At 34.7% G+C, this 12,443-nt stretch carries 14 protein-coding genes and 1 tRNA gene; 11 read left to right on the top strand and 4 right to left on the bottom strand.

All coding sequences use genetic code 11. From position 1 onward, the window contains the following. Positions 1–23: 23 nt before the first annotated feature. From H2O64_RS03835 to H2O64_RS03825, 3 genes are all read right to left on the bottom strand, one after another. Positions 24–830 (bottom strand): hypothetical protein, encoded by an 807-nt coding sequence (locus tag H2O64_RS03835; RefSeq protein ID WP_187560823.1) that lies wholly within the window; start codon positions 828–830, stop codon positions 24–26. Positions 831–1,154: 324 nt separating this feature from the next. Next, positions 1,155–2,054, bottom strand: a complete 900-nt coding sequence (locus tag H2O64_RS03830) for a hypothetical protein (protein ID WP_187560822.1) — start codon at positions 2,052–2,054, stop codon at positions 1,155–1,157. Between the two features lie 289 nt (positions 2,055–2,343). Further along, positions 2,344–2,418: transfer RNA gene (locus tag H2O64_RS03825), tRNA-Pro, on the bottom strand. 175 nt (positions 2,419–2,593) lie between these two features. Between H2O64_RS03825 and udk the strand changes: the two genes are divergently transcribed. The 11 genes from udk (at position 2,594) to gwsS (ending at position 11,682) form a co-directional block, all read left to right on the top strand. Next, on the top strand, positions 2,594–3,202 hold the full coding sequence (gene udk, locus H2O64_RS03820) for a uridine kinase (protein WP_187560821.1): 609 nt from the start codon (positions 2,594–2,596) through the stop codon (positions 3,200–3,202). Positions 3,203–3,252: 50 nt separating this feature from the next. Then, positions 3,253–3,558 carry an FtsB family cell division protein gene (locus H2O64_RS03815; protein WP_187560820.1) on the top strand — a complete coding sequence of 102 codons (306 nt, stop codon included), beginning with the start codon at positions 3,253–3,255 and terminating at the stop codon, positions 3,556–3,558. Then, the gene (locus H2O64_RS03810) at positions 3,551–4,912 is read left to right on the top strand and encodes a methylmalonyl-CoA mutase subunit beta (RefSeq protein ID WP_187560819.1); all 1,362 of its coding nucleotides are present in this window, start codon (positions 3,551–3,553) and stop codon (positions 4,910–4,912) included. Before H2O64_RS03815 ends, H2O64_RS03810 begins: the two co-directional genes overlap by 8 nt. Beyond that, positions 4,905–5,531, top strand: a complete 627-nt coding sequence (locus H2O64_RS03805; RefSeq protein WP_187560818.1) for a hypothetical protein — start codon at positions 4,905–4,907, stop codon at positions 5,529–5,531. The genes H2O64_RS03810 and H2O64_RS03805 overlap by 8 nt, the downstream gene beginning before the upstream one ends. Before the next feature lies 1 nt (position 5,532). Further along, positions 5,533–7,662, top strand: coding sequence for a methylmalonyl-CoA mutase (scpA, locus tag H2O64_RS03800; RefSeq protein WP_187560817.1), 2,130 nt, complete (start codon positions 5,533–5,535; stop codon positions 7,660–7,662). A gap of 70 nt (positions 7,663–7,732) precedes the next feature. After that, on the top strand, positions 7,733–8,236 hold the full coding sequence (locus H2O64_RS03795) for a hypothetical protein (RefSeq protein ID WP_235982761.1): 504 nt from the start codon (positions 7,733–7,735) through the stop codon (positions 8,234–8,236). Between the two features lie 5 nt (positions 8,237–8,241). Next, positions 8,242–8,847 (top strand): carboxymuconolactone decarboxylase family protein, encoded by a 606-nt coding sequence (locus H2O64_RS03790; RefSeq protein WP_187560816.1) that lies wholly within the window; start codon positions 8,242–8,244, stop codon positions 8,845–8,847. Positions 8,848–9,080: 233 nt separating this feature from the next. Further along, positions 9,081–9,311, top strand: a complete 231-nt coding sequence (locus tag H2O64_RS03785) for a hypothetical protein (RefSeq protein ID WP_187560815.1) — start codon at positions 9,081–9,083, stop codon at positions 9,309–9,311. 60 nt (positions 9,312–9,371) lie between these two features. After that, a complete protein-coding gene (gene gwsG, locus H2O64_RS03780) occupies positions 9,372–10,331 on the top strand; it encodes a grasp-with-spasm system ATP-grasp peptide maturase (protein WP_187560814.1) in 960 nt (319 codons plus the stop codon). Continuing rightward, positions 10,328–10,543, top strand: a complete 216-nt coding sequence (locus H2O64_RS03775) for a hypothetical protein (protein ID WP_187560813.1) — start codon at positions 10,328–10,330, stop codon at positions 10,541–10,543. The genes gwsG and H2O64_RS03775 overlap by 4 nt, the downstream gene beginning before the upstream one ends. Next, entirely contained in the window at positions 10,531–11,682 is a 1,152-nt protein-coding gene (gwsS, locus tag H2O64_RS03770; protein WP_187560812.1) for a grasp-with-spasm system SPASM domain peptide maturase, read from the top strand. Before H2O64_RS03775 ends, gwsS begins: the two co-directional genes overlap by 13 nt. Positions 11,683–11,718: 36 nt before the next feature. On the opposite strand, the gene H2O64_RS03765 is transcribed toward gwsS, so the two are convergent. After that, the gene (locus H2O64_RS03765) at positions 11,719–12,441 is read right to left on the bottom strand and encodes a cupin domain-containing protein (RefSeq protein WP_187560811.1); all 723 of its coding nucleotides are present in this window, start codon (positions 12,439–12,441) and stop codon (positions 11,719–11,721) included. Between the last annotated feature and the right edge of the window lie 2 nt (positions 12,442–12,443).

The following is a 12,443-nucleotide window of genomic DNA, read 5'->3' as shown; positions in this document are numbered from 1 at the left end:
CGTTTAATTTAAAAATTTTAGTTTTAATCGTCTGATGATGTAAAAATATCTTTTATTTTATTGATAATTCCTTGTAATATACTAAAGATTGCATCCGAAGAAAATCCTCCAACAAGTGCTAATACGCAACTATTAAAAATAGTTAAACTTTCTCCATTGTTGTAGGTTGATACAATTTCTGATAGAATTAATCCAGACATAATTCCCAATACAATCAATCCTACATAATACACTGATTGTTCTGGCATTAACGTTCCTTTTTGAATACCTTCACTGACGCTTTTCAATAAGTAAAAAACAACTCCTAAACCTGATGTTGCACAGATGAATAGTAAATTGAGCAATAAAGAAGTACCGTCATTTGCTAATACACCTTTTGCCAACGACTCTTTATCTACTTGATCTGACAATGAAGTTCCAATAAATAGCGCTAAGAAGAATAATGCGAGTATAATTAAATTTCGAATGATCGGTAACTTACTAAATACTGCTCTACTATTTTCTTGGGTGTTTAATTTTTTTAAGTATTTAATAGATTTTGGCGTTGCTGGTGCAATATTCTTAGTCAGAATATTATGTGCCGTAATCAAATCATCTAATTTGTTACTTTCAATCAAAGGGTTTAATTCGGTATTGATCACTTTTCCGTTTCGCATGGCAAAAGAGAGCATATTTTCTAATTCGTCCTTTATTTGTACCATGAGTTCATGGGAAACTCCTCTTTCAATAGCTATTGGAGCAACCTTCGTTGTTCCGGAAGCATTGCCTGGAAGTGCTGCTGTTGACTTCGGATTTGGATTTGGTGATGGTGTTGGGTTCGAGGTTGGCATAATAATATGATTTTTAAACAGTTTTATCAAACATACAATATAAAACGCGTATTTGAAAGTAGCACAAATACGCGTTTTAAAATTAGGGGTTTTTACGTAGTTTATATATACATGAATTATTTGAATACAAAGTACATTACATAAACTGATTCTCAAGAACCACCAACTTAAATATCAAATACTTAACTATTAATTTTATACACAATCATAGTAATGCGCTTGTATACAAAATAATATTTCGACTTATGAAATTGATTTCATGACTACCATTCTTTTTTATCAATTGTACTCCTCCATGAATCATATTTCTAAATAGATTTTGTGCTACTTTTCCTTTGTATACGTAAGTGTATTTCCGCGTGCCAAATAACTAATAATGAAAGTATCTTCAGAATATTCTAAGATTGAATATTTTAACTCTTCTCCAGTGTCATTTTTTAATGTCAAATATTCAACACCTTCATGTTCCGTCAACTCATAATCAAAAATACTTTCAGCACCAGTTTCTGTTCCTTTGTAGTACATACTAAATTTTCCATCTTTAATTTCAATTCCAGCATTCGCATCATCCGTACTAATCCAACGCCCATTATCCAAACCAACTTTTTTAGTTTCCAAAAGTTTTGTACTACTCTCTTTTGCAGCTTTCAAAAAACCTGAAACGACATTCGTTTTTGTTTTCCATGTCTCGGTTACATCTACATTTGGCACTTTTGACAGCTCCATTTTTTCAATTTCAGCAACCGTTTTTTCTTTCTCTAAAACTCTAATCAGTTCACCATCATAAACATAAAACCGAACTTCTTTATCGGTATAAGGTCCGCGTAAAGAAGCTTCGCTGGTTTCCTGTTGAAACACAAAAAACAACTTTCCTTTCATAAAATAATACGAAGTCTTGCCAACCCAATGACCACTTACTTGAGTCCGAATAATTTTTACAGGTTTACTATTTTTAAAATAACCTTCTAGTTGGGTTTCTCCTCCATCTTCTTCCAATATAGCTTGCAACTTTTCAGATGTATCCAAAAGCGATTCTATAATACCATAGTCCATTTTTATAGTGCCTACTTTTTCTAAAACAGTAGTTGGTTCTTCCGCCACTACTTCTTCAGATTCTATGACTATTTCTGTATTTTCAATTGATTCATCAGTTTTCTTTTCTTTAGTTTTACACGCAAAAAAAACAAGTATGACCAATGCGCATAGAAGTGATTTAATTTTCATGAGATGAAATGTTTTATAAATTAAGAGGATTCATTATTAGGCTAAATATATAGTTTTTTTGAAGATGAATTTTAATTCCTTCACTATATCGCATAAAAAAAAGCCTTGCGAAATGCAAAGCTTTTTTTGTCGGGGTGGCAGGATTACAAACAGTGATCCTGACAAAAGGAACGTTGCAAATAAAGCGTTGGTTCACTTCGTTCCCACAATTCTTTTTTTTTACAGTATTTTTTGAGCAAGCTCAACATACTGCATAAAAAAAGCCTTGCGAAATGCAAAGCTTTTTTTGTCGGGGTGGCAGGATTCGAACCTGCGACCTCCGCGTCCCAAACGCGGCGCGATAACCGGGCTACGCTACACCCCGAAAAAGTGTTTTGTTATAGCTTTTATTCGTTAAGAATTCAAAACTATGCCCTAAAATTTGGATTGCAAATATAGCGCTTTTATCGAAACACAAAAGCAAAAACTATTTATTTTTAAAAAATAATTCCCATGAATAATTTACTTAATTTTGCACCATCTAAAAAAAACAGACAAATATGCTCATCATTGGTATTGGCGGCGGTACAGGAAGCGGAAAAACAACCGTAGTAAATGAAATTATAAAACAATTGCCCGAAAACGAAGTCGGAGTTATTTCGCAAGATTCCTATTATAACGATACTTCGCACCTTGGTTACGAACAACGTACGAAAATCAATTTTGATCATCCACGATCTATTGACTTTGATTTACTATGCGAACATTTGACTGAATTAAAAAAAGGAAACGCTATTGATCAACCTGTGTATTCGTTTGTAAAACACAATCGTACAGGCGATACCATTCACACACTTCCGCGAAAAGTAATGATTGTAGAAGGTATTTTGATCTTAACGAATCCAGAAATTCGCGAAATGTTTGATATCAAAATATTTGTACATGCAGATTCAGACGAACGCTTAATCCGAAGAATCAAACGCGATATTACGCAACGTGGACGCGATATTGACGAAGTTTTAGCGCGCTATCAAAACACATTGAAGCCAATGCACATGCAGTTTATTGAGCCTACAAAAGAGTTTGCAGATATCATTATCCCAAACAATCGCTACAATACTGTTGCAGTTGATATTGTACGTACAATTATTAGCGAACGATTAACCTAATATTTAGTACATTTATAGTATCTTATAACAACTCGCACAATCGCCAACAAATGATTCTAAATACATTCAAAAATATATACATCATTGTATTAACCGCTTTTTTGATATGGATGTTATTCATTGATACAAATTCGTGGTTAACACATCGTGAATTGAATAAACAGATAGAGTTATTAGAAAAGCAAAAAGCGAATCTTCAAAGTGAAATCGATAAAGACCGTAAAATCATTCATACATTTTCTAGTATGGATGAATTGGAAAAATTTGCGCGCGAAAACTATTTCATGAAAAAAGAAAATGAAGAAATTTATATCATCGAGTACGCAGATAGCCTAAAAACAACAAAGAATGAGTAACTTATTTGATGAATTTGACACTGTTTCTGCTGCGCAATGGAAACAAAAAATACAAGTAGACTTAAAAGGTGCTGATTACAATCAAACCCTAATCACAGCTACACAAGAAGGTATTGACATCAAACCTTTTTATCACAGTGAAACGTATGGCAATACTCTGCCAATTGCAACGCAAACCACCGCTTGGAAAATAACGCAACGTATGCGCGTCACAAATGCAAACGAAGCCAATAACAACATCAAAGATATCTTAGCAAGAGGCGCTGAAAGTTTAGTATTAGTCATTGCTAATGAAACCATTTCAATAGCGAAAACCCTAGCAAATGTAGCAACACAAAACATTCCTATTCATGTAGAAATGGAGTTTTTGTCTCTTAAATATTGTACTGAAGTTATCGCTTTCGCGAAAGCACACAGTGCAAATATTACGATTGGTGTAGATGTCATTGGAAACTTGGCTTCCACAGGAAATTGGTTTGAAAATCTTGCAAAAGATCATGAAGCACTAGAAAAAATAGTGCAGCTTGAAACATTCAGCAGTACGTTGACGATTCATGTAGATACGTATCAAAATGCGGGCGCAACCATGGTACAACAACTCGCCTACGCGCTTTCACACGCAAACGAATACTTGAATCATTTTGGTTCAAAAATCACGAATAAAATTACGTTCAACGTTACGGTTGGCGGACATTATTTCTTTGAAATAGCCAAACTAAAAGCGTTACGTCACTTGTGGAGTATTTTAGCCAAAGAATACAATGTAAACCAAGATTGTATCATCATTGCTTCACCTTCAAAGCGCAACAAAACCTTGTATGATTACAATGTAAACATGTTGCGAACAACGACGGAATGTATGAGTGCGGTATTAGGCGGCGCAGATTTCGTCTACAACTTACCGTACGATGCATTATATCATCATGAAAATGAATTTGGCGATCGCATTGCGCGAAATCAACTCCGAATCTTAAAAGATGAAAGTTACTTTGACAAAACAAACAATCCGACAGAAGGTGCATATTACATAGAAAGCATCACACAGCAATTAGCTGAAAAAGCATTAACTCTTTTTAAAGACATTGAAGCAAATGGTGGTTTTATAAAGCAATTAAAAGCAGAAACCATTTTCCGAAAAATAAAAGAAAGTGCCGCAAAAGAACAAGCATTATTTGATGAAGGAAAAGAAATTTTACTCGGAACAAACAAACATCCAAACCCGGAAGATCGCATGAAACACGATTTGGAACTAGAACCGTTTGCAACAAGCGAAGTAAAAAAAGTAGTAATCATTCCAATTAAATTGAGACGTTTGGCAACGAAACTCGAAAAAGAACGACTCAAACATGAATAGAATATTTTACATAATTATACTAAGTTTATTTTTTATTCAATGTGATGGAAACAAAGACAAAAGTGTACCTATTAAAAACGTACCTGGAAAATATATTCAATTAGACGCTGAAAATATTTATCTATTTGTACCAGAAAATGTAAAATTGTTCACCAATAGTGAATACATAGCGTTCATTAAAAAGATTGAAAATGAAGAACTTAAAGAAATTGAATACGAACGGTATTTGAATTTAAAATACGGAAGTGCTGGCAATTTCTATATGATGGCAAGTGAAGATCGCAAATTAGACATTGCATTTAAAACCTTACCTTACATTCCTATAAATCAAGAAGTTTCGCAAGAAATTTTATCATACTTAAATAGTGACCATAAAGCACTTGCTGGAATTTTAGGATTTCAAAGTTCTTTTAAGAAAGCTGGAATTATTAAAAAAGGAAACGATCGTATTTTCAGAGCCATCTTTATGCTAAAAGGAAAAGATGAATCAACGGGTGAAAATATGCAAGGCTATACCTATTTTTATCTAGTAAACAGAAAAGGAAAAACATTTATATTGACGTTCAACTCCGGAAGAGCAAACGATTTTGATTCGTACGTTCAAAAAATAAGATTGTAAAATGAGTAGAAAGAATCTTCAACATATCACATTAGACAATTCAGCGAAAGCGATTTCAAAAGAAAATGGACAAAGCGCATTCAAAATGGCGGAAGACATTGAAATCAAATCATCGTATTCAAAAGAAGATGTGCAAGACATGAAACATCTTGATTTTGTAGCTGGTTTGGCGCCAAATCTTCGCGGACCATATTCTACAATGTATGTTCGCAGACCTTGGACAATTCGCCAATATGCAGGATTTTCTACTGCGGAAGAAAGCAATGCGTTTTACAGACGAAATTTAGCCGCAGGGCAAAAAGGATTATCGGTTGCGTTTGATTTAGCAACGCATCGTGGGTATGACAGCGATCATGAACGTGTGGTTGGTGATGTTGGAAAAGCCGGAGTTGCTATTGATTCTGTAGAAGACATGAAAATTCTATTCGATCAAATTCCCCTCGATAAAATGTCGGTTTCCATGACGATGAATGGCGCGGTATTGCCAATTATGGCGTTTTATATCGTGGCTGCAGAAGAACAAGGTGTAAAACCTGAACACTTAGCAGGAACAATTCAGAATGATATTTTAAAAGAGTTCATGGTGCGAAATACGTACATTTATCCGCCAACGCCATCGATGAAAATTATCTCAGATATTTTTGAATATGCTTCGGAACACATGCCGAAATTCAACAGTATCAGTATTTCAGGATATCACATGCAAGAAGCTGGTGCCACGTGCGACATTGAACTCGCGTACACATTAGCCGACGGTTTAGAATACATCCGAAAAGGACTTGACGCAGGAATGGACATTGACACCTTTGCTCCTCGCCTCTCATTTTTCTGGGCAATTGGAATGAATCATTTTATGGAAATTGCTAAAATGAGAGCTGCCAGAATGTTGTGGGCAAAACTCGTAAAGCAATTCAACCCAAAAAATCAAAAATCATTATCATTACGCACACATTGCCAAACAAGCGGCTGGAGTCTCACAGAACAAGATCCGTTTAACAATGTAGCACGCACCTGTATAGAAGCAGCAGCAGCAGCATTTGGTGGAACGCAAAGTTTACATACAAATGCATTGGACGAAGCAATTGCCTTGCCTACGGACTTCTCTGCGCGAATTGCACGAAACACACAAATATACTTACAAGAAGAAACCAAAATTACGAAAACGGTAGATCCTTGGGCAGGAAGTTACTATGTTGAAAAACTCACGGATGAAATCGCGAATAAAGCGATGAAGCTCATTGAAGAAGTGGAAGAATTAGGCGGAATGACCAAAGCGATTGAAGCTGGAATTCCGAAGATGCGAATTGAAGAAGCTGCGGCTAGAAAACAAGCGCGCATTGATTCTGGGCAAGATGTCATTGTTGGTGTAAATAAATACAGACTCGAAAAAGAAGATCCTTTACATATTTTAGAAGTAGACAATCAAACAGTTCGAACGGCACAGTTGGCGCGTTTGGCTACATTGAAAGAGAACCGAAACGCAGCTGAAGTTACGGAAGCGTTGGGGAAATTGACAGCAGCAGCAAAATCTGAGAATGAGAACTTACTAGCTTTAGCAGTTGATGCTGCGCGTAAAAGAGCAACATTAGGAGAAATCTCAGATGCATTGGAAGTTGTTTTTGGAAGATACAAAGCACAAATCAAATCATTTTCAGGCGTGTATAGCAAAGAAATAAAAGACGATAGTTCGTTTAAAAAAGCAAAAGAATTGGCAGCTCAATTTGCCGAAAAAGAAGGTCGCCAACCACGAATCATGATTGCAAAGATGGGACAAGACGGACACGATAGAGGCGCTAAAGTTGTCGCAACTGGATATGCAGATGTTGGTTTTGATGTAGATATTGGACCATTATTTCAAACACCCGCGGAAGCAGCCAAACAAGCTATGGAAAATGATGTTCACATTTTAGGCGTTTCTTCTTTAGCGGCTGGACACAAAACTTTGGTTCCGCAAGTCATTGCAGAATTAAAAAAATACGGACGTGATGATATTATGGTGATTGTTGGTGGTGTAATTCCACATCAAGATTATCAATTTTTGTTTGATGCTGGCGCTGTTGCCGTTTTTGGTCCTGGAACAAAAATCAGCGAAGCGGCGATTCAGTTGTTAGAAATTTTAATAGACGAATAAATCAATCGCTTCAATTTGTTTGTTTTTACAGTTTTGTTCGACTGATATTTTAGCTAAAAAAATCAATCGGATGAAAAAAATATCAATACTCGTTATCGTACTCCTAAGTTTTGGTGCTGTAAACGCTCAAAACATGAACAATACTACGTTAGGTGAATTGCTAACCAAACAAGCAGATACCATTCAAGGACAAGCGGGAAATTGGCGTTTTGCTGTGAACGACAAAATTTTTATTTGTCTCACAGATGAAAAAAACAATCGAATGCGGATCATTTCTCCAATTACAGAGGTTTCAAATGTTGATGAAAAAATATTAAAGAATTGCCTAACCGCGAACTTTCACACCGCTTTAGATGTGAAATATGCAATTTCTGATGGTATACTTTGGTCAGTGTTTATTCATCCTTTAAAAGAGCTTTCTGAAGCGCAAATTACAGATGCCGTTGCACAAGTTTACAATGCAAATTATACATTTGGAACTATTTATTCGAGTACAAACTTGTCATTTCCGGGCGCAATTGGACAAGAGAAAGAAAAACAGAAAGAACAAAAACTTCCGAAACAAAAAATATAGCACGCATGAGTTGGATACAGATGATTCCGTTTGAAAAAGCTACGGGGAAACTCAAATCAATTTACACCAAAATTAAAGGCCCAAACAACCAAATTGATAACGTTTTGGGCATTCACAGTTTGCGCCCGCACACACTAACAGGACACATGAGTTTGTATAAAAACACCTTGCATCATTCGGATAATACGTTTCCAAATTGGTTTCTGGAATTGTTAGGCACGTACACAAGTTTCATCAACAAATGTGATTATTGCTACGAGCATCATTTTGCAGGCATGAAGCGCTTTTTACAAAATGATAAAAAGGCAGCTGCTATCCGAAAACATATTGAAAATGATTCTTTAGCTACTCTTTTATCTGAAAAAGAAATGGCATTGGTAACGTATGCTAAAAAGTTAACGTTCGCTGCCGCAGATTTGACGCGTGGTGATATTGATACGCTTCGCGAATTTAGCTACGATGATGGCGAAATTTTAGAAGTAAATCAAGTCGTTTCGTATTTTAATTATGCCAACAGAACCGTTCTAGGGTTGGGTGTAAATACCAAAAATGAAATCTTAGGTTTATCGCCAAGTAATAAAGATGATGAACGTTCTTGGGATCATCGATAGTACTCTTTTTTTCTTTTCTATATATAACTCCTGTATTTTAATAATACGTACTACAAAAAAATACTACATTTTGCAGTACCGCTAACTTCCTGTATCTGTGTAATTTACAAATTCAACAACCGATACCTTTTTTCTTTAGAAATAAAAAAACGTTTTGCTGCGCAGCATTCGGAGGTGTTAGCTGAAAAACCTTTTATAATCAGAGTAGGCGTTATTATAAATCAATTTCAATTATGAAAAAACTAGAAAGTTTAAAAAACGGAAAATTCAAAGCGAAAGAGCTAAAAAACACAGGAAGCATTGTGGGAGCAACTGACTTGTCTGATGGTGCATCTTCTTCGTATAGAACAAGTAGAACATACTTAACAAGTTGTCCGCCACATCCAGCAATGGCAGATCATCATAGCGATATACGATTCGATCACAGTCTTGAGCCTAATGACAGAGATCCATCAATGCTATAAGATATAAATATCATGAAGGGAGAATTGTGTAATTCTCCCTTTTTAAAACCTTTTTTTAGTATGATTTTGATTAAATCGAATGGAGACGATTATTCTACGACGCAAGTGGTAAAATGGTTGAAACACAGCAATGCCGATTTTTTACGTCTCAATGACACTACATTTTTGAAAGATTTGAAAGTGATCGGAAACGCAATTGAATTCGCGCATGACGGAAATACAATTTCGCTCGGAAATGTTTCAAAATATTGGTATCGCAGAGGTCGATGGGACACATTTAGCAGACGTAAACTTAGGAATGTCAACGATAAAACCTTTCATGGATATTTGAATTATTTTAGTAAAGAAGCCGAACGCGATATTACAAACACGATTGAAAATTCGTTGGCAGACAGATCGTTAAATCAATATCAAACCTCATCAAATATTAACAAATTAGCCGTTTTAGAAGCGTGTAAAACATTAAATATCACAACACCTAAAACTCTAATTACAAACTCGAAAGCGGTTTTAAAAGAGTTTATCATCACGCATACAGAAATCATCACAAAAGCTGTTAATAATTTAGATCCTAATATTAAAGGAGATGTGTTTGCCGATTTGATGACCAAGAAAATTACACTAGAAAATATTGATATATTACCCGATTCGTTCAATGTGAGTTTGTTTCAAAATTTAGTAGCAAAAGAATTTGAAATTCGCACATTTTTCTTAGTGGATACCTTCTATTCGATGGCGATATTTTCACAGAATGACGATAAAACAAAAGTCGATTTTAGAAATTATAATATGAAATCGCCCAATAGATGCGTTCCATATCAATTGCCAACTTCGCTAGAAACAAAACTGAGAGCATTACTGGAAAAATTTAAGTTAAACTCTGCTTCTTTAGATATTATTTACACGACGGAAAATGAATATAGTTTTCTAGAAATCAACCCAATAGGACAATACGATATGGTTTCTAAACCGTGTAATTATTTTTTAGATGAAAAAATTGCTAACTATTTAACATCATGAAAGACGAACAAATTATTGAAGCGTTAACGCAACAGATGGACGAAACTCCTGAGTTGTTTGAAGCCGTATTTTTTCTATCCGAATTAATAGGACAAAGCAACTTGGTAGATAATGCTGGACACATTAAAATTATAGAATTACCAACGTATCAAACCGATTCTCATCCTGTTGACACCAAATATCATAAACCTATTTTGAGATGTTTTCACTAAACCAAGATACCAACGATAAATACCTGATGCTATTTGCTTCTTGTTTGATTACAAAAGGACATGGCAGAGCTTTATTGACCGATAGTCAACGTGGAAAGTTTGACTTAATTCCGAACGATATGATCAATTTTATGGAGAATGCAAAACTGTATTCCATAAAAACATTGTTTAAAATTTACGGAGTCGAAAATAAAGGAATTGTAGAAAGTTATGTATCGTATATTTTAGAAAACGAATATGGTTTTTTGGCAAATGATAAAATCCGAACTAATTTTCCTGAAATCAAAATTGACTGGAAAAATCCATCAATCATAACAAATAGTATTATTGACATTAAAGATTTTGAAGTTACGAAAGCCATTTACGAACGTACAATTTCACAATTGAATGAATTGCAGTGCGAAGCCGTACAAATTCGTTCGTACATTTCGTTAAGCATTGAACAATTGGAATATTTAGCAAATAGTGTAAAACTGACTTGTATTGAATATTTAGAAATTTATGTAAAAGATAGTGATGAGTTGCCATTGAATGCGTTGATTAAACTCATGCATAATCACACAAAAATCTCGAATATTATTGTGCATGCTGCGGACAAGAATGACGAATACGACGTGATTAAAAGCTTATCTTCCATTTATCACACGACGCAAGTATTAACCGACGAAACCTGTTGTGGGCTTGTAGAGAAACAATATTTTAATGCTGTGAAAAGTCATTATATGGAAGCACATTTTCACAATACTTGTTTGAATCGAAAAGTATCTATTGATGCCAATGGTTCAATTAAAAATTGTCCGTCAATGGCGACATCTTTTGGAAATATTAAAGAAACTAATTTATCGGAAGTTATCAAAAATGAAGAGTTTACTTCGATTTGGAACCTTAAGAAAGATTTCGTGCTTGTATGCCAAGATTGTGAGTTTCGATATGTCTGTACCGATTGCCGCGCATATACCGAAGAACCAGCAAATTTATATTCGAAACCTTTAAAATGCGGATATGATCCGTATACAAATGAATGGTCTGATTGGGAAGAAAACCCTTTAAAACAAAAAGCTATTGCGCACTATGAATTGTCGAATATAAAAAGAACAAAAACTCCCGAAACAAAAAATATAACTCATGCACAAAAATAATCATGATTCCCGTTGGGCACATTTTTAGTTAGAAGCTTATTTAGCTGTCACGACTAACATTCTACACGTATCTTGTGCTTCCGTTTTCAATATTCCTGAAAACCCTTTTGGTAAAACAAAAAAATCTCCACGATGGAAAATTTCCAATGAGTCATTATTAGCGGAAATTACGATCATCCCATCTAAAACATGTATAAATTGATCTTTAGTTGTTGGTGAAATTTCTTTATGCCCTGGGATTTCTGAAACAATCTCTATGTTCAATTCCACACCAGAAAAAAGTGTCGTTTCATTTTTGATCCCTGAAAGCACTTCTCGATCTAACAAAAAAGGAATACTTGGTATAGAAACCGCCTCTTTATCAGCTCTTTTGTTTGAAATAACAGAAAGTTCTAAATGATACTTGTTTCCTTCATTATTTGTCCATTCTCCTGAAAAACCTTTTGGAACACAGATATAATCTCCCGAAAGGAAAGATCGTTTTTCATTATTCTCCAACTTAATTTCTGCTTTACCTTTTAAATAGTAGACAAACTCATCTACTGAAAAATCTTTGATTGTATTTGTAGCTGTTTCACTAGATAAAATAAATACACTTAAATCTGAACCTTTGTAGATAGTTCTTTGGAAATATGCTCTTTCTGGATGTGCTTTTAATTTTACTTTTGGGATATTTATACCTGACAAGAAGCGTTTATTAATCTCAAAAGGCTTTATGACAGTATCTTTTGAAATATCTTGTGCAATTGCAAATTGCATAC

The sequence above is a fragment of the Kordia aestuariivivens genome, from assembly GCF_014397005.1.
Taxonomy (GTDB): Bacteria; Bacteroidota; Bacteroidia; order Flavobacteriales; family Flavobacteriaceae; genus Kordia; species Kordia aestuariivivens.
This window is presented reverse-complemented; position numbering and strand designations above follow the sequence as displayed.

What these genes read in the sequence shown, in the direction of transcription:
- H2O64_RS03815 (WP_187560820.1), top strand. Translation starts at nt 3,253, where the DNA reads ATGATTCTAAATACATTCAAAAATATATACATCATTGTATTAACCGCT.
- H2O64_RS03790 (WP_187560816.1), top strand. Translation starts at nt 8,242, where the DNA reads ATGAGTTGGATACAGATGATTCCGTTTGAAAAAGCTACGGGGAAACTC.
- gwsS (WP_187560812.1), top strand. Translation starts at nt 10,531, where the DNA reads ATGTTTTCACTAAACCAAGATACCAACGATAAATACCTGATGCTATTT.
- H2O64_RS03810 (WP_187560819.1), top strand. Translation starts at nt 3,551, where the DNA reads ATGAGTAACTTATTTGATGAATTTGACACTGTTTCTGCTGCGCAATGG.
- H2O64_RS03835 (WP_187560823.1), bottom strand. Translation starts at nt 830, where the DNA reads ATGCCAACCTCGAACCCAACACCATCACCAAATCCAAATCCGAAGTCA.
- H2O64_RS03775 (WP_187560813.1), top strand. Translation starts at nt 10,328, where the DNA reads ATGAAAGACGAACAAATTATTGAAGCGTTAACGCAACAGATGGACGAA.
- scpA (WP_187560817.1), top strand. Translation starts at nt 5,533, where the DNA reads ATGAGTAGAAAGAATCTTCAACATATCACATTAGACAATTCAGCGAAA.
- H2O64_RS03805 (WP_187560818.1), top strand. Translation starts at nt 4,905, where the DNA reads ATGAATAGAATATTTTACATAATTATACTAAGTTTATTTTTTATTCAA.
- udk (WP_187560821.1), top strand. Translation starts at nt 2,594, where the DNA reads ATGCTCATCATTGGTATTGGCGGCGGTACAGGAAGCGGAAAAACAACC.
- H2O64_RS03765 (WP_187560811.1), bottom strand. Translation starts at nt 12,441, where the DNA reads ATGCAATTTGCAATTGCACAAGATATTTCAAAAGATACTGTCATAAAG.
- H2O64_RS03830 (WP_187560822.1), bottom strand. Translation starts at nt 2,054, where the DNA reads ATGAAAATTAAATCACTTCTATGCGCATTGGTCATACTTGTTTTTTTT.
- gwsG (WP_187560814.1), top strand. Translation starts at nt 9,372, where the DNA reads ATGATTTTGATTAAATCGAATGGAGACGATTATTCTACGACGCAAGTG.
- H2O64_RS03795 (WP_235982761.1), top strand. Translation starts at nt 7,733, where the DNA reads ATGAAAAAAATATCAATACTCGTTATCGTACTCCTAAGTTTTGGTGCT.
- H2O64_RS03785 (WP_187560815.1), top strand. Translation starts at nt 9,081, where the DNA reads ATGAAAAAACTAGAAAGTTTAAAAAACGGAAAATTCAAAGCGAAAGAG.